General features: G+C 68.9%; 18 protein-coding genes. 9 read left to right on the top strand and 9 right to left on the bottom strand.

Translation table 11 applies throughout. The annotated features are described in order from the left end of the window. Window position 1 precedes the first annotated feature (1 nt). From ACODR5_RS09900 to ACODR5_RS09885, 4 genes are read right to left on the bottom strand one after another with little or no spacing between them, the layout of a single operon-like run. Window positions 2-1255 (bottom strand): lipopolysaccharide biosynthesis protein, encoded by a 1254-nt coding sequence (locus tag ACODR5_RS09900; protein WP_488983525.1) that lies wholly within the window; start codon window positions 1253-1255, stop codon window positions 2-4. Further along, entirely contained in the window at window positions 1242-1619 is a 378-nt protein-coding gene (locus ACODR5_RS09895; RefSeq protein WP_488983524.1) for a DUF2304 domain-containing protein, read from the bottom strand. Before ACODR5_RS09895 ends, ACODR5_RS09900 begins: the two co-directional genes overlap by 14 nt. Beyond that, on the bottom strand, window positions 1616-2353 hold the full coding sequence (locus ACODR5_RS09890) for a glycosyltransferase family 2 protein (protein WP_488983523.1): 738 nt from the start codon (window positions 2351-2353) through the stop codon (window positions 1616-1618). The genes ACODR5_RS09895 and ACODR5_RS09890 overlap by 4 nt, the downstream gene beginning before the upstream one ends. Window positions 2354-2387: 34 nt before the next feature. Further along, on the bottom strand, window positions 2388-5216 hold the full coding sequence (locus tag ACODR5_RS09885; protein ID WP_488983522.1) for a hypothetical protein: 2829 nt from the start codon (window positions 5214-5216) through the stop codon (window positions 2388-2390). Window positions 5217-5311: 95 nt separating this feature from the next. On the opposite strand from ACODR5_RS09885, the gene glf reads away from it, so the two are divergent. The 3 genes from glf to ACODR5_RS09870 all read left to right on the top strand — a co-directional run bounded on the left by glf (window position 5312) and on the right by ACODR5_RS09870 (window position 10730). Further along, entirely contained in the window at window positions 5312-6580 is a 1269-nt protein-coding gene (gene glf / locus ACODR5_RS09880; RefSeq protein WP_488983521.1) for a UDP-galactopyranose mutase, read from the top strand. Between the two features lie 3 nt (window positions 6581-6583). Beyond that, window positions 6584-8629 (top strand): acyltransferase family protein, encoded by a 2046-nt coding sequence (locus ACODR5_RS09875; RefSeq protein ID WP_488983520.1) that lies wholly within the window; start codon window positions 6584-6586, stop codon window positions 8627-8629. 79 nt (window positions 8630-8708) lie between these two features. Then, the gene (locus ACODR5_RS09870) at window positions 8709-10730 is read left to right on the top strand and encodes a DUF6541 family protein (protein WP_488983519.1); all 2022 of its coding nucleotides are present in this window, start codon (window positions 8709-8711) and stop codon (window positions 10728-10730) included. A gap of 19 nt (window positions 10731-10749) precedes the next feature. Here the strand turns inward: ACODR5_RS09870 and ACODR5_RS09865 are convergent, their stop codons facing one another. Continuing rightward, window positions 10750-11490, bottom strand: coding sequence for an ABC transporter ATP-binding protein (locus ACODR5_RS09865; protein ID WP_488983518.1), 741 nt, complete (start codon window positions 11488-11490; stop codon window positions 10750-10752). Then, window positions 11474-12340, bottom strand: a complete 867-nt coding sequence (locus ACODR5_RS09860) for an ABC transporter permease (protein WP_488983517.1) — start codon at window positions 12338-12340, stop codon at window positions 11474-11476. The genes ACODR5_RS09865 and ACODR5_RS09860 overlap by 17 nt, the downstream gene beginning before the upstream one ends. 153 nt (window positions 12341-12493) lie before the next feature. Between ACODR5_RS09860 and ACODR5_RS09855 the strand changes: the two genes are divergently transcribed. The 5 genes from ACODR5_RS09855 (at window position 12494) to ACODR5_RS09835 (ending at window position 17854) form a co-directional block, all read left to right on the top strand. Beyond that, window positions 12494-14179: a glycosyltransferase gene (locus ACODR5_RS09855; protein ID WP_488983516.1), complete on the top strand. Its 1686-nt coding sequence runs from the start codon at window positions 12494-12496 to the stop codon at window positions 14177-14179. After that, window positions 14176-15078 carry a glycosyltransferase family 2 protein gene (locus ACODR5_RS09850; protein WP_488983515.1) on the top strand — a complete coding sequence of 301 codons (903 nt, stop codon included), beginning with the start codon at window positions 14176-14178 and terminating at the stop codon, window positions 15076-15078. Before ACODR5_RS09855 ends, ACODR5_RS09850 begins: the two co-directional genes overlap by 4 nt. Window positions 15079-15115: 37 nt before the next feature. Continuing rightward, window positions 15116-15907: an ABC transporter permease gene (locus tag ACODR5_RS09845; protein WP_488983514.1), complete on the top strand. Its 792-nt coding sequence runs from the start codon at window positions 15116-15118 to the stop codon at window positions 15905-15907. Next, window positions 15907-16653 carry an ABC transporter ATP-binding protein gene (locus ACODR5_RS09840; RefSeq protein WP_488983513.1) on the top strand — a complete coding sequence of 249 codons (747 nt, stop codon included), beginning with the start codon at window positions 15907-15909 and terminating at the stop codon, window positions 16651-16653. Before ACODR5_RS09845 ends, ACODR5_RS09840 begins: the two co-directional genes overlap by 1 nt. Before the next feature lie 253 nt (window positions 16654-16906). Continuing rightward, complete coding sequence (locus ACODR5_RS09835; RefSeq protein WP_488983512.1) at window positions 16907-17854, top strand: hypothetical protein; 948 nt, start codon at window positions 16907-16909, stop codon at window positions 17852-17854. A 6-nt stretch (window positions 17855-17860) separates the two neighbouring features. Here the strand turns inward: ACODR5_RS09835 and ACODR5_RS09830 are convergent, their stop codons facing one another. From ACODR5_RS09830 to ACODR5_RS09820, 3 genes are read right to left on the bottom strand one after another with little or no spacing between them, the layout of a single operon-like run. Further along, window positions 17861-18853 carry a glycosyltransferase family 2 protein gene (locus ACODR5_RS09830; protein WP_488983511.1) on the bottom strand — a complete coding sequence of 331 codons (993 nt, stop codon included), beginning with the start codon at window positions 18851-18853 and terminating at the stop codon, window positions 17861-17863. A gap of 51 nt (window positions 18854-18904) precedes the next feature. Further along, window positions 18905-20224, bottom strand: coding sequence for an O-antigen ligase family protein (locus tag ACODR5_RS09825; protein WP_488983510.1), 1320 nt, complete (start codon window positions 20222-20224; stop codon window positions 18905-18907). A gap of 31 nt (window positions 20225-20255) precedes the next feature. Then, window positions 20256-21719, bottom strand: coding sequence for an O-antigen ligase family protein (locus ACODR5_RS09820; protein ID WP_488983509.1), 1464 nt, complete (start codon window positions 21717-21719; stop codon window positions 20256-20258). Window positions 21720-21769: 50 nt separating this feature from the next. Between ACODR5_RS09820 and manA the strand changes: the two genes are divergently transcribed. Beyond that, entirely contained in the window at window positions 21770-22912 is a 1143-nt protein-coding gene (gene manA, locus ACODR5_RS09815) for a mannose-6-phosphate isomerase, class I (RefSeq protein WP_488983536.1), read from the top strand. Window positions 22913-22992: the final 80 nt, after the last annotated feature.

The following is a 22992-nucleotide window of genomic DNA, read 5'->3' as shown; positions in this document are numbered from 1 at the left end:
GTCAGGTCGGTCGCGTTGCCTCGGCGCTACGGCGTCGAAGCGTCCAGCCCATCACCGCGCATCCTGACAGCGGAGCCACGATGAGTACGAGGAGGACGCCGTTCAGGCCCAGCGCCACGTTGAGGGCTGGGGGGATGACGAGGCCCAGGATGAGCGCGAGGGCGCCCGTCGCCCACCCGCCGAGGTAGGCGTTGTGGCGCCCGGCGGCGAGAAGCCCCGGACTCACGAGGAACATCAGACCCGTGGCGCCCGCGCTGACGATGGCAGCCGCGAACGCATGGGCTGGCAGGCTGTATCGAGCGTCGTACAGAGTATCGAGCACCCACGGCCCGAGCCATGCGGCGCAGCCAGCCAGGAGTGCCGTCGCTGCGCCGAGGAGCGTACTCCAGCGTGCCAAGAGGCGGCCTCGGCCGCGCTCATCGCGAAAGCGCACGATGAGGTAGCTCTGGATCGCCATCAGCGGCGTCACGAGCGGCGCCCGCGTCAAGGTGAGGACGAGGATGAGCGCGGCCAGTCCGGTCTCGTGCAGGCCAGTGTCGACTGCCCCGAGGAAGAGCGGAAGACCGCTGACGAGAGCGCCGGTCGCCATCGACGCCCCCAGCGTCTTGGCGCTGTTGCGGACGAGTGACCTCAGATCCGCGTCCACGTACGCGTGGCGGGAGATGGGGCGGAGGACGATCGCCAGCACGAGGAGGAACGACAGCACGAACGGCAACGCCGTCGCCCAGGCGAGCGCGACCACTGTGCCGCCGAGCGTGAGGGCTGCGAAGATCAGGATGGCACGGAGGGTGACATCGCTCACGGTGAGGACCGCCGCTTCGCGAAGTCGCTGGATCCCGTAAAGCGCGCCACTCAGCACGGCGACGAGCGCGTATCCGCCGACCGCCGCGCTGGCTGCGACCACGAGCTCGCCTGCATGCGAAGGGAACAGGCGGTCCCCGAGCACGGCGCCGAGCGTGAGCACGACCGCACCGAGAACGAGCGCGCTCAGCGACGCGAGCGCGGCCAGTCGCCGCCACGATCCGTCAGATCGACGCCGCCAGCTCGTCGCGCGCGCAACCTCTTGCTGAACCCCTGAGGTGGCCGCCACGAGCAGATACACCGCTGACCAGAGCACACTGAATGTGACATAGACCTCGGTGGAACTGAACCGTGGCACCAGCAGCTGAATGGCGTAGCCGACGACTCCAGCGACCGCGGTCGCGAACAGGATGGATGCCAGCCCACCGCGGCGGCTCTCGTCAGCTGCGGTCATCGAGGATCGCGCGCATCGCGTCGAACTCGTCTCTGAGCTTCTCCCCCTGGGCGCGAAGAATGGCGACTTCCTCCGCAAGCCGTCGCGCCTCATCCTCGGTCTGGGACAGCTCACGTGAAAGATGCAGGCAGACGCCTGCCAGCATCACGATCGCCATGATGAACAGCATGTTCACCGGCAGCTCGACACCGAGCAGGTCGGTCAGTCCATAGAGGAGCCCTGGCGCGGATGCGAGAAGAAGGACGGCGATGGAGACGATCACCCACAGGGCGGCATACTTCTCGCGCAGTCGTCGAGTCAGCAGCAGCCAGAACACGATGCCCAGCACTGCGACGGATCCGGCGATGCCGATGAGCGGGATCATGCCGGATCTCCTTGGCTGCGAGGCGTCCACGGACGCCTCAGAACGGCGAGTACGAGAGCAAAGCCCGAGCGCAGCAAGTAGATTGCCGCGCCGATCGGCCCTTGGCTGGGGCGCCCGTGCATGCGTGGTCGCATTGCCACCGGGACCTGTGTCACGGCGAGGCCGGCATGCACCGCAGCGACGAGCGAGTCCAGGGTGTCTCCGAGATACTCCTCGGGGTAGTACTGCACGTACTGGGCGATCGCCCTCGGTCCCGCTGCTCGGAATCCGCTCGTGACGTCCGTCAGACGTGCCTTCGCCACTCGGGAGACGACCTTTGCGAGTACCACCATCGCCCACTTGCGCGGACCGCGGACTTCGTAATCGCCGACATCTGCGAATCGGGCGCCGATGGATATGTCGTGGCCATCTAAGCCCTGCAGAACGCGGGCGATATCGGTGGGGTTGTGCTGACCGTCGGCGTCCACCTGGATCGCCCGTTGGTAGCCCATTCGCTGCGCATAGGCGAAGCCCGTGCGCATGGCGCCGCCAACCCCGAGATTGAACGGGAGCGACAGGACCGTCGCGCCGGCCTCGCGAGCCACGGTCCTGGTCGCGTCCGTCGAACCGTCATCGATTACCACGACGTGATAGTCCTCGTCGAGCGCGAGGATCTCACGGACCGTCGTGCCGACGTTCCTCTCCTCATTCCATGCCGGAACGAGTACGAGTACAGGAAGGTCCGGTTCCGTCATGGTTACGCCAGTCTATCGCGTCGGACACCCGACCTCAGCGGACGGAGAACCCGCGCGCTGGGTCGAGGACGATCGTTCCATGCTGGAAGCGCTGGGTCCACACACCGTCTCCCTGCATCTCGTCGGAGGTCGGCCAGCCGAGGGAGCCGCTCTCGCCGCCGAGCGACCGATAGTGGCGACCGATGGCGCCGCGAACCACATGCGAGCCGCCCGGCCAGACATAGACCGACCCGTCCTGGAACTCCTGGCGATAGCCGTCGAGCACCGCCTTCTCGTTGTTGAGCGGCCACCCCAGCGGTCCGGCCTCGGCGCCGGCGGCGTCATAGGTGCGACGCACCACGCCGCGGGTGATGAGCGTGCCGCTCGCGTTCGCGTAGAACGTCGTGTTCGTGAACCGCTGGACCCAGTTCGGCTCGGATCCGGATCGGGCACCCGTCGGGACACCGTGGTAGGCGGTGTCGCCGTCGAGGAACGCCTCGTGGATCGCCCCGACCACTGCGGATGCGGGGTAATCGAGCGGGACGAAGACCGTCCCGTTCGCGAACCTCTGTTCCCAGCCGAAGGACTTGCGGGATTCAGCCCCCAACGGTGCGCCGAGGGTCGCCACACCGCCGGCGTTCGCGAAGACTCGTGCCGAGACGCCGACGATCGGCGCTCCCGTGCGGCCATCGGCGCTCGCCGCGACGAATCCGCCTGCGAACTGCTGCTGCCAGACACCCGCAGACTGTGTGGCGGAAGTGATCGGAACGCCGAGCCTCCCAGCGGCACCGCCTGCGGCGTCGAGGTGCTTGATGAGGGCGTTCGGCACAATAACCGTGGCCGTGGGACTGCAGTAGATGCGGCCGCCCTCGAAGTTCTGCACGATGGCAGCGCCTTGGCTGTACTCACCGGACGTCGCCGTGCCGAGGAGGCTTGAGATCCCACCTGCGGCGGTGTACGTGCGGTTGATCACACCCTTCACCATTCCGCTGCCGTTCGGGCCGACGGTGAGTGTGACCGATCCGAACGACTGGGACAGGCGGTCGCCATCCTCGCGCTGGTCAGACGTCGGATACCCGAGCGACTCGACACCACCGTACCTTGCGAGCGCCTGCGCCATATCCGTCACGGCGAAGGTTCCCGCGCCGGACCAGTACATGGTCCCGTTCGCGAAGCGCTGCAGTGATCGAGAGCCATCACCACTCGGCTGCTCGCCCGAGATCGGGGCGCCGAGCGGGCCGCTTCCGCCTCCCATCTTCGCGTACGCGCTGCCTATGCCGCCCGCGACGGTGATGAAGCCTTGAGGGGTCCGTTGAATCCACCCGAATGTGAGTGAGACGTGTGAACGGGTCGAGTCGGGGACCTCCGGCGACGTTGGCATACCCACGCCTCCCCACGGACCTCCCAGATCGTCGTAGACGGCGGTGATGTCCGCCTTCAGCGGGAAGACGTTCGTGCCCTGCTGGAAGAAGCTGCCACCGTCGAAGTCCTGACGAGAGCCGGTGCCCGCACGGTACGCGCGATTCTTCGGCCATCCGTACTCACGGAAGATGTTGCCGACCTCTTCATGCTTGGCAAACATCGGAGCCGCGACGGCATAGGCCGGGCCGTCCGGGCGACGGTAGATACGCCCGCCCTCGAAGTCCTGGTATGAGCCACCCGAAACGGCGACCTCCGAGCTCGTCGGCCAGCCCAGCCCGCTGGAGACCGTGCCCACGGTTCGGAACTCATCGCGAATACGTCCGGTAACGGCCTGTACGGCTCCGCCGTCCTTGACGAACAGGTCGGCGCCGGAGAAGCGCTGGGAGACCCCGCCCGTGATAGCGACCGCCGCGGCGGTTGGCGACCCGATCCACCCACTGGATCCGCCGTTCGCATTCCAGAAGGTCGTGAATGCCCCGTGCACAGGGGTGCCCTTGGTGCTCCCGAACCAATCGGTGAAGTAGTTGTAGAAGTTTCGGTTGCCGTAGGCCGAGCAGGCGTCGCCCTCGCCGTAGCCCGCGTTCAGCGCCGCCCGGTTCGGCTGGTACGGCGTGTAGTTGTACAGCGCAGCCGTCGCCTTGTTCTCGATGTAGACGCGGCTCGAGCCGCAGGCGGTGTTGGGATGGTAGCGGAGGTCAACTGTCTGGCCCGCGTTGTGTCGGAACCCGCTGCTGAGCCCGTAGACCTTCAGCTGCCGCGCCGCGCCGTAGACCTGGTTGAAGAAGCCGTGATACCGCTCGTCGCACGGGGCAGTGTCGGGGCAGGCCATGCCCATGGCGATCGTGTAGCGCCAGTCGCTCGGCCACACGTGCGTGACGAGGCCCTGTTCCTTCTGCAGCATGACGATGAGCACCTGCGGGTTGATGCCGCAGGCCTGTGCGACCTTCGCGATGATCGTGGCGGCCGACTCGTTCGCTGCTCCCGAGTAGGTTGCAGGGCAGTACCTGTCAGCCGTACGAGTCGGCGTGCTCTGGCGGTAGTCCTTGAGGCAGACATAGCCCGCCTCGCACCTCGAGACCTTGCCGTTGAGGAAGGACTGCACCTGAGCCGCCGACATCGTCCAGCCGTTGTAGAAGACGGCGTCCGAGATGATGTTGCCTGGGTTCCAGCCCACGAGGGACTTGGTGCGGAACGCGGTGTCGGCGCCCTCCTCGACGACAGCCTCATCGGGGGTGGAATCGCGCCCGAGCATGTCGAGCTCGTCCTGCGTGAGGGCCCGGCCCTCCGCGGGCGCCTGCGTCTCCGTCGGGGCGGGGACAGGGGTGGGTTCCACCGTCTCGTCCGGCAGGGGCGATTCGCGCGGCTCCGGCGTCGGCTCATGCTCGGGCGTCGGCGAGGGAGCCGCCGTCGCGGACGGGGCCGGCGTCGGTTCCGTCGCCGCGACGGCCTGGGCGGGGATCAAGGCGACCGTGACGCCCGCGATGGCGATGAGGCCGAGGGTGAGGCGCGGGAAGCGGGACCCCGTGTGCATGCGACGCATGGAAACCAGTGTGACAGATGTGTATCATCCCGCCCCGCCCCGGGATGCCGCGTGTCCGAGCGCTCGTAGCCGCCGTGAACCGGTCTGCCTCTGGCTGTCAGGGAATCCAGATAGCCCCTGAGAGAATGGACCACATGACTGATCTCCTCGTCGTCGGGTCCGGCTTCTTCGGACTCACCATCGCCGAACGGGCCGCGCAGGCCGGCCGCAAGGTCACTGTGATCGAGCGCCGTCACCACATCGGCGGCAACGCCTACAGCGAGGCCGAGCCCGAGACCGGGATCGAGGTGCACCGGTACGGCGCGCACCTGTTCCACACCTCGAACGAGAGCGTGTGGGAGTACGTCAACCGGTTCACGACCTTCACGAACTACGTGCACCGCGTGTACTCCACGCACAAGGGCCAGGTGTTCGCGCTTCCCGTCAACCTGCACACGATCAACCAGTTCTTCCAGGCGGCGTACACGCCCGACGAGGCGCGGGCGCTCGTGAAGGAGCAGGCGGGCGAGTTCGATGTGAAGACCGCGCGCAACTTCTACGAGAAGGGCATCGCGCTCGTGGGTCGCCCGCTGTTCGAGGCGTTCTTCGCGCACTACACCGCCAAGCAGTGGCAGACCTCGCCCGAGAAGCTGTCGGGCGACATCGTCAGCCGCCTGCCCGTGCGCTACAACTACGACAACCGGTACTTCAACGACACGTACGAGGGCCTGCCGACCGACGGCTACACGGCGTGGCTCGAGCGGATGGCCGACCACCCCAACATCGAGGTGAAGCTGAACGTCGACTTCTTCGACGAGTCGCAGCCGCTCAGCAAGAAGGCCGTCGTCGGGCAGCTGCCCGTCGTCTACACCGGGCCGGTGGATCGCTACTTCGACTACGCCGAGGGCGCCCTCAGCTGGCGCACGCTCGACTTCGAGGAGGAGGTGCTGAACGTCGGCGACTTCCAGGGCACCCCGGTCATGAACTACCCGGACCCGGACGTGCCGTTCACGCGCATCCACGAGTTCAAGCACTTCCACCCGGAGCGCAAGGACGTCTACCCGACGGACAAGACGGTCATCATGCGCGAGTTCTCGCGCTTCGCCACGCGCGACGACGAGCCCTACTACCCCGTCAACACCGACGAGGACCGCAAGGGCCTGCTGGCGTACCGCGAGCTCGCCAAGGGCGAGAAGAACGTGCACTTCGGCGGGCGCCTGGGCACGTACCAGTACCTCGACATGCACATGGCCATCGGATCGGCGCTGTCGATGTGGCGCAACGAGTTCGGCGGCTCCGACGACTGACGCGTGACTGCCAGCATCGAGAGCCCACCGACCGTACGGAGACGGAGAAGGAGCGGCCACACGCAACAGGAGCAGCAAGGCGCCTATCGCGCGGACATCGACGGTCTGCGCGCTCTCGCCGTCCTGCTCGTCGTGGGGTACCACGTCTGGGGCGATCGCGTCTCCGGCGGTGTCGACGTATTCCTCATGATCTCCGCCTTCTTCCTGACGCTGAGCTTCACGCGGCGCGTCGAGCGAGGTGGTGCACTCGAACTCCGCGCGTTCTGGTTGCGTCGGTTCCGCCGCCTGCTGCCGGCCGCGGCGGTCACGATCGCGGGGACTCTCGCAGCCGCGTGGGCGTTTCTTCCGCCGACGACGTGGCCGGCGATGTGGCGCGAGGGGTGGGCGTCGCTCTTCTACGTCGAGAACTGGGCGCTGGCTGCGGCAGAGGTCGACTACTACGCCCGGGATCAGTCCCTGCCCTCCCCGCTGCAGCACTTCTGGTCGCTGTCCGTGCAGGGGCAGGTGTTCCTGCTCTGGCCGCTCGTCTTCGCCGTCGGAGCGCTGCTCGCGCGAGCGCTGCGACGACGGCCGACCGTCGTCTTCGCGGTGCTGTTCGGGACCATCTTCGTCGCCTCGCTGGCGTTCTCGGTCTGGGAGACGGCCGCGCATCAGGAGCTCGCGTACTTCGACACCCGCACGCGCCTGTGGGAGTTCGCCGCCGGCACGCTCGTGGCTCTCGCGCTTCCCCATGTTCGGATGCCACGGGCAGTGCGCGTCGCGGCGGCGTGGGTCGGTCTGGTGGGGATCGCGGTCTGCGGGCTGGTGCTGGACGTCCGAGGCGGGTTCCCCGGGTACCTTGCCCTCTGGCCGGTGATCTGCACCGCGCTCGTGATCCTCGCCGGGTCCGACTACTCGGCGCCCGGCCCCGGGCGCATGCTGGCATCGCCGCCGCTGCTCTGGCTGGGGAAGCGCGCGTACGCGCTGTACCTCGTGCATTGGCCTGTGCTCGTCTTCTGGAGGAACGGCAACGAGACCTCGAGCGTCGGCGTGCTCGATGGTCTGCTGATCGTCGTGTTGTCGATCGGGGCGGCGTGGGTGCTCGCCGCCGCGGTGGAGCAGCCGCTGGGCCGGTATCCGCGAGCGAGCGCCGGCGCCTGGGGCAACGCCGCCGTCATCGTCGTCAGCATCGCGTTGGTCGCGGGGGTTGCCGCTCCGTGGCAGGCGATCACGCAGGCGCAGACGCGCGCGGCCGTCGAGGCTGCTGAGACGGAGACGGGCGGTTATCCCGGAGCGGCGGTGGTGTCCAACGGGCAGGTGGAGTACTCGGTGGACGAGCAGCCCCTGCTGCCGGCGCCGTCGGCGCTCGAGGACGAGTGGGTGGCGCTGGACGGCCCGTGCCGCGGCGAACTCCGCCCCGAAGCGGCCGCACTCAGGCACGCCTGCCTGCAGACCACGGGGGCGACGCAGGCGGAGCGTCTCATCGTCGTCATCGGTGACTCGCACAGTCAGCAGATGATGGGAGCGCTTCTCCCCATCGCCGAGGAGGAGGGATGGGGTGTCGTCGCCGTGCTGCAGGGTGGGTGCGCCGTGGGTGTGCGGCCCAACGAGGACCCCGCCTGTGAGGCCTGGCGGGAGGCCGCACTGGACTACACGCTCGACGTGCGCCCCGACGCGGCGATGACGGTCGTGACGGCCGCGGTCCCCGATTCGAACGAGGAGACCGTCTTCGATGGCACCGACGTGGCGCTGCAGCGGCTGACCTCGGCCGGCATCGATGTGTGGGGCGTCCGCGACAATCCTCGGTTCACCGAGGACATGTACGAGTGCGCCGTCGACGAGCGGGACGACTGCTCCCGTCCGCGCAGTGACGTGCTCGCAGACGAGAACCCGGCGATCGCAGCCGGATTGCCCATCGTCCCGGTCGATTTCACGCCGTGGCTGTGCCCCGGTGAGCGCTGCGAGGCGGCCATCGGGAACATCGCGGTCTACCTCGACCACGATCATCTCACCGCGACCTACGCGGCCACACTCGCCGATGCGCTGCGAAGCCAGGTTGGGCTGCGATGACCGGCGGCGACCTCGGTGTCCGGTGTCCCGGCCGTAGAATCGGTCTCGTGCCCGAGCGACTCTTCGCTGTGGTCGCGCCGTGACGTGGGTCGACGCGGTTCCCGCGATCCTCTGCGCGATGATGCTGGCCGTCGGCCCCGGACTTGCCGTGACGGCACCGCTCCCGCTCGGTGTGCTGACCAGGCTCGCGCTCGCGGGCCCGGCCAGCGTGTGCGTCTGGGGTGTCGCGGCGGTGGTCTTCGGCGCATGCGGGCTGCCGTTCCATGCGTGGCAGACGCTTCCGGTGATGGCCGCCGGCGGCGCCCTGGCTTTCGCAGCGCGTCGCGCCGTGCCCCGGCTCGAGCGCTCGGCGCTTCCCGCGGTGGCGCGTCTGGCGGTGCCGTGGGCGCTCTCGCTCCTCGCGTCGGCGCTCCTCACATTCTGGGCGGTTCCTGATCCCGACCGCATCTCGCAGACGTACGACAACGTCTTCCACCTCTCGGCGACGGCGGCCATTCTCGACGGGTTCTCGGCGTCGCCGCTGACGCTCCGCGCACTCATCGAACCGGTGAACACGGGCCTGGCGTACTACCCGTCGGCCTGGCACGAGCTGGCTGCGATGACGGCGCAGCTCAGCGGCACCACGGTGCCCGTGGCGTTCAACGCCGCCTGGCTCGCGATGGTCGGCGCCGTGTGGCTGCCGGGAATCGCCTGGCTGACGCAGCTGCTGGTGCCCCACCGTGCAGCGGCGGCGATCGCGATGCCGCTGGCGGTCTCCTTCGCCTGGTTTCCGTCCGGCCTGCTGACGTGGGGGACGATCTACCCGACGGCGCTGGCATATGCGCTCTTGCCGGCGGCCGTCGCGATGACGGTGCTCGTGGTTCGCGCGGTCGGGACCGCACACCCGGCGAGCCGTGCCCGCGCCTGGATAGTCGGCGCGGCCGCACTGATCATCGTGCTCGTCGCGGTCGGCCTCGCTCATCCGCGCGTCCTGCCCACCTGGCTTCTTCTCGTTGCGCCCCTGCTGCTCTGGAGACTCGCCGCCGCGTTCCTGGCCGCCTGGCGGAGCGGTGGCGCGACCCGCCGACGAGCGGTGCGCGTGGCGGCATGGCTCGGCGCGGGGGGCATCGCGCTCTCGATCGCCGCCTTCGGGTACGCCGTCTTCGGTCTCGGCCTCTTCGACGAGCCGCTCGAGGAACGGCTCAGTGGCCCGCAGGCGCGGGCCGTGCAGACCATCTGGGACGGCGCCGTCCAGGTCGTTCTCCTGCGCGGGATGACGGGCGTCGACGGCACGATCACGGCAGTCCCCGTGCTGCTTTCGCTTGTCGTGCTCGCCGGTCTCGCGATCGCGATGCGCGCCCGTCATATGCGATGGATCGTCGTGTCGTACCTCCTCGCGGCAGCGCTGTTCGTGCTCGCAGCCGGTTCCGATGACGTCGTCACCAAGCTGCTCACGGGCGTCTGGTACAAGGACCGCTTCCGCCTTGCGGCTGCCCTCCCCGTGCTCGCAGTCCCACTCGCTGCGATGGGCGTGCTCGCAGCGGGGCGAGCACTCGCGGCGCTGTTTCCGCGGCGCAAGCCCCGGTTGGTCGGGCGCGCGGCGCTTCTCGTGGGCGGACTGACGGCGGTTGCCTCGCTCGTCGGCCTCGCGTCCAGCGGAGTGACCTCCTCCGTGGGATCGGTCTTCCATCAGCCGGCGGAGAGCGCACAATCGCAGATCGTGTCGACGAGGCAGGTCGACTTCATGGAAGATATCGTCCCGGGCCACGTGCCTGCGGACCAGCGGCTGCTGGGCGACCCATGGGACGGCAGCGCTCTTTCCCAGCTCTACGGTTCACGCGAGCCGGTGTTCCCGCATGTCAACGGACAGTGGGACGCGGCGCGGCAGGAACTGGCATGGCGGCTGCAGGAGATCGAGCACAATCCCGCGGTCTGCGCGGCACTCGACGAGCTCCGTGTGCGCTACGTCCTCTACAACCCGCATGCCTTCGGCGGGGGAGACCCGGCGGGGAATCACTTCCCGGGCCCGCACGCGGCCGTGGAAGCGGGGCTGTTCGCACGCGTGGCCACCGACGGCGAGACCTCGCTGTACCGCATCGACCAGTGCGGCGAGCTGCGCTGACACAGCCGCCCCGTGCGCGCTACGCGCGCATGCGCTCGACGGCCGTCGCGCTGTCGCCGTCGAACTCGACCTTGCCGTTCTTCAGGAAGATGCCGCGGTCGCAGAGCTGCGAGACCATGTCCAGGTCGTGACTCACGACGACGAGGGTCTTGCCCTCCGCATGCATTCGACGGATCCGCTCCAGACACTTGCGCTGGAACGGCTCGTCGCCGACCGACAGGATCTCGTCGATGAGAAGGATGTCCACCTCGGTGTGGATCGCGACCGAGAAGGCGAGCCGGAGGAACATCCCCGAGGAATAGTGCTTGACCTCGGTGTCGATGAACTGCTCGATCTCGCTGAACGCCACGATCTCGTCGAAGCGCTCCTCGGTTTCCTTCCTGGTCATACCGAGAATCGCCGCATTGAGGAACACGTTCTCCCGCCCCGACAGGTCGGGATGGAAGCCGGCTCCGACCTCGATGAGGCCCGCCACGCGTCCCCTGGTCAGGACGCGGCCGGAGTCCGGCTTGAGCACGCCGGAGATCATCTTGAGCGTGGTCGACTTGCCGGATCCGTTGAACCCGAGAAGCGCGACCGCCTCGCCCGGTGCGATCGAGAACGAGACGCCGTCCAGCGCGCGGAAGTTGGTGGTCAGGGGCTTGCGTCGCGCCGCTGCCAGAACCGTCTCCTTGATGGAGTGCGTGTGCCGCAGTCTGAAGTCCTTGCAGACGTCTTCGACGATGATGCTCGGGGACGCGGAGTCAGAGATCCTGGGCAAAACGACCCTCCAGGCGACGGAACGCGAACTGGCCGATTGCCAGCACGGTGAGCGAGACGACCAATGCGATGCCGGCGAAGATCCAGAGGTTGGGCAGCATCTGCGCCCCGGCAGGGTCGAGGGGGAACCAGATGCCGAAGTGGACGAGCTCCACAGCGGGAGTGATCGGGTTCAGGCGGTAGAGGTCGAAGAACCACCCGGGCGCTGCATCAGCCACCATGACCCACTCGTACATCACGGGCGATGCCCACACCGCGCACATGGTGATGATCTCGACGAAGCTCTGGGCATCCCGGAAGGTCACGTTCACGGCGCCGAAGAGCAGCCCGAGCCCCGTCGCCAGCACGGACACGATGAGGAGCGCGAGGAGGACGGCGGCGATCTGAAGGAGGGAGGGCGCCCAGCCGAAGAAGATCGCGATGATCACGACCACGACGATCTGCGGCAGGGCGTTCACGGCTGCGATCAGCACGCTCGAGACCGGGAAGACCTCGCGCGGCAGGTAGATCTTCTTGATCAGTGCCGCGTTGTCCACGAGGGACCGGGTGCTGTTCGCGAAGGCCTCATTGAAGAACGTCACGACCGTGATGCCGGAGAGGAGGTAGATCGGGAAGTAGTCGACTCGGCCGTTCATGCCCAGGAAGACGCCGATCGCGACGTAGAACACCACGAACTGGACGAGCGGCTTGACGTAGGACCAGATCCAGCCGAGCACGGAGCCCCGGTAGCGGATCTGGACTTCCTTCCGGACGATCAGCGACAGCAGGTAGCTGCGACGGAAGACGTCGAGCAGACCGATGCTGCGTCCGGGCTCCTCGAGACTCGGGAGCTCAGGAGACAGTCGTGACATTGCCCTCCTCGGGGCGGAAATGGGACGGACCCCGTCAGGGGCCGATCCATCCTAGTCCGACGACCCCATGGGGCCAGCTGGGAGGCGCCCGCTGGTACGCTCGCTAGGTCCCCGACGTCCCCGTAAGACAGCAGAACGAGAGACCGCCCCGCTGTGATCCTTGAGAACGTGCTCGGCCATCCGGCCCTCTTCCGCCTCGTTGATTCAGGTGAGCTGCCCGAGGACCTCTCGACACGACAGCGACGGCTGCTCGTGGGGGCGCTGAACTTCCATGCGCTCATGGCTCCGGGGCGCGAGCTCACCGTGCACAGCTACGCGGGCGGCTGGCACGTTCCGCCGCGCACGACGGACGACTCGACGTTTCACGGTATGTCACGCGTGTACCGTGCCCGGGAGTACACCATCAGGATTGCGAGCACCGTCGAGCAGGAGAGCCGCGCGCCGATTCAGGCGGAGGCGGCCTCGCGCGAGCTCGCCTCCCTGACGACGCGGCACCTGCACATCTCGCACGATGATGTGCTCAAGGTCGATCCGCCACGCGACTTCTCGACCAGCCCGGTTCGCCGGGCACTGCGCGCGGTGCGCGCGCGCACCCCGCTTCTCTACGACGAGTTGCGCGATCTCGAGCTGCTTCGTCACCGCCGCTCGTTGCACAGACCCGCGCCTCGCCGTGACTACGAGGCCGAGTTCCAGCCCGGCGGGAAGCACGAGGACTCGCGCATCGTCCTTGCCGCTCCGGCACCGGAGGGCGCCGTTCCGGCCGTCATCCTGGGGTTGCATTGGTTCGAGCTCGGCGGCGCAGAACGATGGGCGTTCGAGACAGTGCGGCTCGTCAAGGAGGCCGGCTTCCTTCCGATCGTGCTGACCAATCGGGACTCGGATCAGCCTTGGATCGCCCGAGCGGAGCTGGACGGCGCTCTGATCATCCCCTTCTCCGAGCCCACCGCGGTGTCCCAGACGCCGGGTGTCGAGGAGCTCCTGCGCGGGCTGTTGCGCACGTTCGACGTGCGCGCGGTCGTCGTTCACCATAATCAGTGGCTGTACGACCGCCTCCACTGGATCGCGCGCTCCCGGCCTGCCATCCCGATCATCGATTCGACCCACATCGTGGAGTACCGCGGCGGTGGATACCCGGTGAGCAGCGCCCTCGTCGAAGAGGTCATCACCACGCATCACGTCATCTCACCCACCTTGCGGAAGTGGATGATCGAGACGCAGCGCATCGACGCGGACAAGGTCGTGATGGCTCCGCTCGCCGGCCTCACGGTGGAGATCAAGGAAGCGGCGTTCCGTGAACGTCGTGCTGACGACCCCTTCACCGTGGCCTTCATCGGTCGGATGGCTCGGCAGAAGGCACCTGAGGTGTTCGTCGCGATGGCTCGCCGCCTGCGGGGACGCGCCGGCAGCATGCGGTTCATCATCCACGGCGACGGCGAGATGGCGTCGTGGGTCGACGAGCTGGCTCGACGATCGGGCGTCCAGGACATCGCCCGGCGCGACTCGAGCGTTCCCGTCTCTCAGACGCTTGAGCAGGCGCACCTTCTCGTCATCCCCTCGCACAACGAAGGGCTGACGCTGACCACTCTCGAGGCGCTGGCGCACGGGGTTCCCGTCGTCTCCACGAACGTGGGGGCTCAGGCCGACATCATCCCGGAGTACGCGCTCGTCTCGAGGAACGTGCACCGGGCGGCCGCGGAGCTGGGCCGGCTCGTCGCGAGGTTCGCGGACGACGAATCCGCGCGTCGCGAGCTGTGGCGTGCGGAGCGGGAGGCGGAGAAGGCGCTGCTGGCGCACGAGACCGCCAGTCAATGGTTTGCAAAGGAGGCCCGCTCGTGGTGACGGTCGCTGCAGTGGTGGTCACGTTCAATCGCCTCGAGAAGCTCAAGACGGTGATCGCGTCGATCGAGGCGCAGACCCATCCTGTCGAGAAGCTCATCCTCGTCGACAACGCATCCACGGACGGGACACGGGAGTATCTCGCTGGCCTCGCTTCGTCCGTTCCCGTCGAAGTCGTCACGATGGAGCGGAACTCCGGCGGAGCCGGCGGATTCGCCGAGGGGATGCAGCGCGGCTATGCGACGGGCGCCGATCACGTCTGGATCATGGATGACGACTGCTACCCCAAGCCCGAGGCCCTCGCGAACATGGTGCGTGGCTTCGAGGAGGCGGTTGACGAGCTCGGCGGCGACGTGCCCTTCGCATGCTCCGTGGTCGAGTTCACGGACGGGAACATCTGTGAGATGAACAACCCGCTGCCCACGTGGGACTGGGGGCGGCTGCTGGTGAAGGGCCAGCGGAACGTCATGGTGACGGCCTGCTCGTTCGTCTCCGTGCTGATTCCGCGCTGGGCGATCGCCGAGTACGGTCTGCCGTATCGGGAGTACTTCATCTGGTTCGACGACCGTGAGTACACTCTGCGACTGACCCGCGTGTGCCCTGGCGTGCAGGTGCTCGACAGCGTGGTCGTCCACGACATGGGCGAGAACCGCGGCGTGAACTTCGCCATGGTCGACGAGAAGAGCCTGTGGAAGTTCGAGTATGGCGTGCGCAACGAGGCGTCCTATCAGCTGCACCACCGCGGCATCCTCTATTACCTGGAGTTCGGGGCTCGCCTTCTCGTCAGTCTGCACCGCGGGCGGGTGCCGCTGAAGCTGCGGCTGAAGCTCGCGAGGAAGTGGCTGGCCGGTGCGGGATTCAATCCGAAGGTGACCTATCCCTCGCTCGCCGTCGCGAAATGAACGTCCTCTGCTCTGAAGCGGGGCGTGGGAGGAGCCGGTGACAGCCACACGAGCGGGAGCGCCGCGATCCCTGCGCCGCTACGCGCACTCGCTCTGGCTGCTGTCGGCTCGCGACCTGCGCGTGCGCTACGCGACCAGCTGGCTCGGGTACCTGTGGAGCGTGCTCGATCCGCTCATCATGAGCGCGATCTACTGGTTCGTCTTCACGCAGATCTTCCACCGCTCGGTCGGCGAGGAACCGTACATCGTCTTCCTCATCGCGGCGCTGCTGCCGTGGGCGTGGTTCAACGCCGCCGTCGGCGACTTCACGAAGGCGTTCAGCAAGGACGCGAAGCTCGTGCGCTCCACGTCGATCCCGCGCTCGATCTGGATCGGCCGGATCGTGGTGTCGAAGGGTGTGGAGTTCCTCTGCTCGCTGCCGGTGCTCGCCGTCTTCGCGATCTGGGGCGGGGCGACGGTGGGATGGGGGCTGCTGTGGTTCCCCGTCGCGATCCTCGTCCAGCTCGCGCTGCTCGTGGGGCTCGGCCTCATCGTGGCGCCGCTGTGCGTGCTGTTCAGCGACCTGGAGCGCACGACCCGCCTCATCCTGCGCGCGCTCTTCTACGCCTCGCCGATCATCTACAGCGTGAAGGACCTGCCCGACGGGTTCGGCTGGCTCGAGATCGCCAATCCGCTCGCCGGCATCTTCACGATGTACCGGGTCGGGTTCTTCCCCGACCAGTGGGACATGCCGGCGGTGATCGGGAGCGTGCTGCTGAGCCTCATCGTGCTCGGCGCGGGCGTGCTGACGTTCCGCGCCCTCGAGCGTCCGGTGCTGAAGGAGCTGTGATGGCGGAGCAGGGCAGCGAGAACGCGATCGAGGTGACGGGCCTCGGCGTGCGATTCCGGCGCAACCGGCGCGGGCGGCGCAGCATCAAATCGCTGTTCGCGGGTGCCCGCCGCCGCATGCCCAAGGGCGAGTTCTGGGCGCTGCGCGACGTGTCCTTCTCGGTGAAGCCGGGGGAGTCGATCGGCGTGATCGGGCGCAACGGCCAGGGCAAGTCGACCCTGCTGAAGCTCGTCGCCGGCGTGCTGCTGCCCGACGAGGGCCGGGTGCGCGTGAACGGGGGAGTGGCGCCGCTGATCGAGCTCACGGGCGGTTTCGTCGGCGACCTGACGGTGCGCGAGAACGTGCGCCTCACCTCGGGCCTGCACGGCATGACGCGCACGGAGGTCTCGGCGCGCTACGACGAGATCATCGCGTTCTCCGAGCTGGAGGAGTTCCAGGACACCCCCTACAAGCACCTCTCGAACGGCATGAAGGTGCGCCTGGCCTTCGCCGTCGTCTCGCAGCTGGACGAGCCGATCCTCCTCGTCGACGAGGTGCTGGCGGTGGGCGACAAGGCCTTCCGGGCCAAGTGCTACGCCCGCATCGACGAGCTGCTCTCGGAGGGACGCACGCTCTTCTTCGTGAGCCACAACGAGCGCGACCTGCAGCGCTTCTGCACGCGCGGCCTCTACATCCGCGAGCACCGCCTCGTGATGGACGGGCCGATCGACGAGGTCATCGCGCAGTACAACGCCGACAACGCGTAGTCAGTTGTCGGCGATCTCCGCGAGGCGTTCGCCCGAAGGTGCCGTCAATGCAACGATGGGGGCGATGAGGTTCTTTGGACGATTCCGCCGCACTCCCGAGGACGCGGAGCCGCCCGCCGTGCGCTACCTCGTCTCCACGGCGGGCCTTCCGAACTTCGGTGACGAGTTCCTCACCCGCGCCTGGCTCGACTTCCTGGCGCAGGAGCACCCGGACGACGAGGTGTGGCTCGACTGCCCGCAGCCGGGGAGGGCTGTGCACTTCTTCGCCGACACTCATCCGCGGCTGCGTGTGACGAACACGCTGTGGGAACTCGCGCATACGAGCGAGACCCACGACGCCATCAAGGATCGTGCGCGCATCGAGCGGCTCATCAAGCAGCACGGCTCCCCCCGATTCGATGAGGGACTCGTCACTCTGACGCGCGCGAGCACGATCCACGTGCTCGGGGGCGGCTATCTCAATGACATGTGGGAGGACAACCTGGGTGTCCTCGCCGCCGTGGCGGCGGCACACGAAGTGTACGGAGCACGCGCATACCTCACGGGCAACGGCCTGATGCCGATGCGAGAGGAGCTGGCATCCTGGGTACGCGATCGGCTCGCCGCCTTCGAGGTCGTCGATCTTCGGGACGCGCAGAGCGCCGACGCGGTGGGCGCGGAGGCGAGCGTGGATGACGCGTTCCTCGCGTTGGCGCTGTCGCGACCCGTGTACGACCCGGCGCCGGTGCCGGACCGGATGGTGCTGGTGCAGGGCGACCTTCGGGTATGGGATGACGACGACGCGAGAGAGATGATTCGCGGCTTCGCACGCGGCGCCGCTCGGATCGGGGTTGTCGAGGCGCTCCCGCCCGAGGACGCGCGATACGCCGGCGTCTCCGGTGTCGACGAGGAGTTCTACTCGATGGGGCGGATGTGGCATCATGGCGTGCCTGCACGGCCCGGTCAGTCCTGGTTGACGAGCCGTTTCCATCTTCACCTGCTCGCGGCGGCGGCCGGTGCGGCGGGCATCGTCGTGTCAGGGAAGAGCGGTTACTACGACGTGAAGCACGGATCGCTCCTCGAACTCGGAACAGGGTGGTCGACGGCGTCTCCGGGCGACCCGATCAGCGCCGAGGCGGCGTCAGTCGATCCCACCTTCCCCGGGCGGGCGCGGGGCTACGCGAAGCAGAAGCTCGAGCTCGCGCGTCGGCTCTACGGCTGACGAGCGTCAGTCCTCGAGCGGCGGCATCACGCGGAACGACGTGTCGCGCGCGAGCTCGCGCCCGTCCCGCATGCCGCGCCACAGGTTGCCCCAGCCCTGCTTGGTGATCTTCCGCTCCACGAAGACGAGCCGCAGCAGCTCCTTGACGAAGGTGGCGGCGGTGCCGACCGCGAAGTAGAACGGGTGGTACCTGCCGTGCGCGGCGTAGTAGTGCTTCATGATGCCGCGGTTGCGCATGATGTAGTAGCGGTACATGTCGCTCGAGGCATTGAAGTGCCGGATGCCCATGTCCCACTGCTTGATCTCGCGCGTGCGCTGCAGCACGAACTCGTCCACGATCGCGCTGCGGGTCACGCGCGCGGCGAGCCACCCGTAGATCGTGTCGTCCCAGTAGATGAAGAAGCGCGGATCGGGAAGGCCGATCTGCCGCACGATGCTGCGGTGGATGAACATCCCCTCGAAGCACCCGGAATTCATGGGTCGGTAGCCGGAGGCGTCGAAGTCGGCCGGGGCGAACGGGATCGGGATGCCGAGCGGCACCGAGACGCGGTACTGCCAGTAGAACTCGCTGCCGTCGTAGTCGTAGCGACGCCCCTGGATGCTCTTGAACTTCGGCGTCCATGCGCCCATGCGCGCGAGGCCCTCCGGGAGGACCTCCACGTCGTCGTCCATGAGCCACATCCACTCGGATCCGAGCTCGTAGGCGACCCGCATGCCCTCGCTGAAGCCGCCCGACCCCCCGGTGTTCTCCTCGAGGCGGCGGTAGACGATCCGCGTGCCCACCCGATCCTCGTACGACGCGACGACCTCGGAGGTGTCGTCGCTCGAGGCGTTGTCGACGATCACGACGTGGCCGGGCTTCGGGTCCATCCGCTCGACGGAGTCCAGCAGGCGGGAGAGCAGGTGCGAGCGGTTGTACGTGACGACGACGATCGTCGCCGTATGTGGATCGAACACCAAGGCGGAAGTCTCCGTACGAGAGGCGGATGGGAGCGACATCGAGCCTAAGCCATCGGCCCCTGAGGGCGCGGTGAGGGCGCGGTTCGCCCGTCAGCGATGCGGTTCGTGCGGCAGCTCGAGCGGATTGGTCGGGGGATGGGCCGTCTCGCCGATCCGGGTGCGCCACGATCGGGCCTGCCCCGCGCGCACCAGGCACAGGGCCAGCAGCATCCAGCCCGCCCCGTCGAGGGCGAAGCTCTCGAACATCGACTCGCTCAGGATGGCCACGAGCACGAGCGGCGTCCACGCGTAGACGCTCGAGCGCCGCTCGCTCGCCGTGACCCAGGAGCGCACGAGCGCCACGGCGCACATCCCGGTGAACAGGATGACGCCCACCCAGCCGAGCTGCAGCGCCACGTCGAGGTACGCGTTCAGCGCCGAGGCGTGCTGGTCGCGCAGCTGCCAGTTGATCGAGTTGAACGGGAAGACGTCGTCCGACCAGCCGCCGTGCCAGCCCCAGCCCGTGATCCATCGCCGCTGGATCCACTCGAACAGCTCGAGCCAGACCCTCGACCGGTTGGAGAAGTCTGTGGCGGCGCCCACGATGTCGACGATGCGCGCGCGCAGCAGATAGGCCGCGAGCGCGCCCACGGCCACGACGACCCCCAGACCCAGCTGCACGTCCTGCCGGCGCGCGGCGTCCACTCGCCGCACGAGGGCGAGCGCCGAGACGGCCACGGTGGCCACGACGGCGACGACGAACGCCGTGGGGGAGGCCGAGAGCACCGCGAGCAGGCCGGCGAGCGCGATCGAGAAGACCGAACGGCCGGGCGAGATCGACTGCGTGCGCCATTCGACGAGGAACGTCACGAGCGCGACGACGGCGACGAACCCGAGGTAGTTGCGGGTGCCGAACAGGCCCTGCACGGGGCCGCCCATGGCGATGTTGCCGGCGATCTGCAGGACCGGGATCGGCATGTCGATGAGGATGCCCGACAGGATCTCGGCGGCCAGCGACGCGGCCAGCAGCGCGCGGAGCACGTCGCCGAGCGCGCGCACCGTCTGCAGCGTGTCGCGCGTCTGCGCGATCACGACGGCCAGGAACGCATAGGCGAGCAGCGAGAGCCAGGAGCGCAGCGTGTCGCCGCCCTCGTCCGCCCAGAACGCGCTGACGAGCGCCCACAGCACGAAGGCCACGAGCATCGTGGGCGCCAGGTGCAGCAGCGACAGCTCGCGCCGGCGCGCGACGAGGATCGCCAGCCCGATGGCGCACAGCCCCGCCACCATGGCGTGCAGGGTCCACGGACCGGTGAGCCGCTGGATCGCGAAGCTCGAGAACGCGGTGCCGAGGGCGACGAGCGTGAACACGCGCGCCATCTCGGCCGAGCGCAGCCCGCGCCGGATCATGCGCCGCAGCTCGACGGGGATCACCGCGGCTCCGCCCCGCTCGCCGCGATGTCGCTCATCGGCGCGGCCTCTCCGCGGCGCGCTCGATCCGCTCGCCGGGCTCGTCGGCCCGCTCGGCGGCGCCGTGGCCCACGACGGGGGCGAGCTTGATGCGGAACGCGAGGGCCGTGACGAGCAGCCACCCCCACAGCATCAGCGGCCCCGACTCCGTCAGGCCCTGCGTCAGCAGCAGCGCCATGGTCAGCGGCGCCAGCAGCGTGAGGGGCGAGTACGGCCGGTCCGCGACGAGGTCCCACCGCGGCCGGTCCACCGCGAAGAACCACGAGCGCCACGTCGCCGCGCCGAACACGACGGCGATCACGGCGACCCCCACGACGCCCAGCTGCAGGAAGACGTCGAGCCACATGTCGTGCGCGTGGAAGACGGTGATGCCGTGGTCGATGATCCAGCCGTCGAACATCGGCTCCCACGGCACCCACGGCGTCGAGAAGCCGTTGCCCAGCACCGGGCGCTCCATCGCGCGCTCCCACACGGCGGCCCAGATCGCGTCGCGGCCCGTGAGGCCGGCGTCGCGCCCGAGCGCGTCGAGCACGCGCTGCCACATCAGCACGACCGCGACGACCGCCGCGACGCCCACGCCCGTGAACGCGGCGTACAGCCGCGAGCGGGCGCCGGGCGTGGCCGCGCGGCGCATCAGCAGCGCCGCGAGCAGGACGACGCCCACCGCCGCGGCCGCTACGAGGGCCGTCGCCGATCCGGCGCGCGCGAAGAGCACGACGGCCAGGAGCATCCACGCCACGAGCAGGCCGCGGCGCCGCGGCGCCATGGCGAAGCGCACGCCGAAGACGACGAGGGCGAGCACGCACAGGATGCCGAGCACGTTCGCGTTGCCGACGATCCCCTGGACGCGCTCGTCCCCGTCGAACAGCGCGCCGCGGCTCCAGTACCAGTGCGGATCGGGATCCGCCGGCGCGTCCGAGAAGTTCGGCAGCAGCGGCCCGCGGAGCACGAGGGCGGTCCACAGCTCCAACAGCAGCGACAGGCCGAGCACCCACTTGAGCGCGACCTCGATCGCGCGCGTCAGCTCGCGCCACGTGAGCACGTGCGCGAGGAACAGGCCGTGCAGCGTCGTGACGAGCAGCCCCGCCCAGGTGAGGGCGGTGGCGGCGGGCCAGCGCGACCACAGCAGCGAGAGCCCGGCGAGTGCCACGTAGCCGAGGGCCGCCCACGGCAGCCGGCGCCACGCGAGGGCGGGCACGCTCGTCCGCGAGGAGTCGCGGTCGCGGGCGCGTGCGCGTGCGCCTCGCACGATGAGGGGGACCCAGATCGCGATCGTGGCGACCGCGATCGCGGCGAGCACGGCGAGGGAGGCCGGTCCGAGCAGGTTCCACCAGGCGGTGTGCGCGAAGGCCGAGAACAGGACGAGGATCGCGTAGGCACGCAGCGCCATCCGGCCCGTGGCGACACGCGGGGGCGCGGCGGGCGCCGGCGCGACCGGGTGACGCGTGATCTGGGCCATCGTCTGCCCAGCGTACCGCGCGGCTTCGGCCTATCCTGGGCTGCGTGCTGATGCCGCTGACGAACCAGCCGCGCGACTACGCGTGGGGATCCCGCACCCTGATCGCGGCGCTCGAGGGACGCGAGCCGTCCGCCGGGCCGGAGGCCGAGGTGTGGTTCGGCGATCACCCGTCCGATCCCGCCGAGCTGGACGGCGGCATCACGCTGGATCGCTGGATCGCGCAGGACGGGCCGTCGCGCGGCGTGACCGGGCCGCTGCCCTACCTGCTGAAGCTCCTCGCCGCCGACTCGCCGCTGTCGATCCAGGTGCATCCGTCGAGGGAGCAGGCGCAGGACGGCTTCGCGCGCGAGCGCGGCCTGCCCGAGGGCGCGCCGCGCAACTACGCCGACGACAACCACAAGCCCGAGATGCTTGTGGCGCTCAGCGACCGCTTCGAGGCGCTGTGCGGGTTGCGCGAGGTGGCGGCCTCGCGCCGGCTGCTCGAGGCACTCGGCCCCGCCGCCCATCCGCTCCTCGAGCGGCTCACAGGCGACGACGCGCTGCCCGCCGTGCTGGCCTGGCTGCTGTCGGGCGACGCGCAGCCCACGGTCGACGCGATCATCGCCGCGCTGCCGGAGGCGCGATCGGACGAGTTCGCCGACGCGCTGGGGAACGCCCGCCGGATCGCCGCGTCGTATCCGTCCGATCCGGGCGTCATCGTCGCGCTGCTCATGAACTACGTCGTGCTGCACCACGGCGAGGCCGTGTTCCTGCGCGCCGGCATGCTGCACGCCTACGTGTCGGGGCTGGGCGTGGAGATCATGGCGGCCAGCGACAACGTGCTGCGCGGCGGCCTCACCCCGAAGCACATCGACGTCGACGAGCTCGTGCGCGTGCTCGATGCCCGACCCGGGCCGACCGAGCTCGTGCAGCCGGTCTCGGTCGCCGCGGGCCTCGAGGAGTTCCCCGTGCCGGTGCCGGACTTCGCGCTGCTGCGCGCGCGGGTCTCGGACGGTGACGCGGCGGCCCTGACGCCTCGGGGCCCGGCGATCGTGCTGGCGACGGCGGGGGAGGTGCGCGTCGCGTGCGGCGAGGAGCAGCTCGAGCTGCACCCCGGCGCGGCGGCGTTCGTCACCCCGGACGGCGGCGAGCTGCGCATCTCGGGCGACGGCGAGGCGTTCCTCGCCCAGCCCGGGGGTGTGCTGTTTTCTTGAATCTGCGCCGCTCGGGCACCCGCTTCGCGGGTGCCGCTCGCGTGCTCGCGCCGGCGCTCCCGCGCCGGCGAGGGGGGGGG

Source organism: Microbacterium sp. FG3 (assembly GCF_057809335.1).
This window is presented reverse-complemented; position numbering and strand designations above follow the sequence as displayed.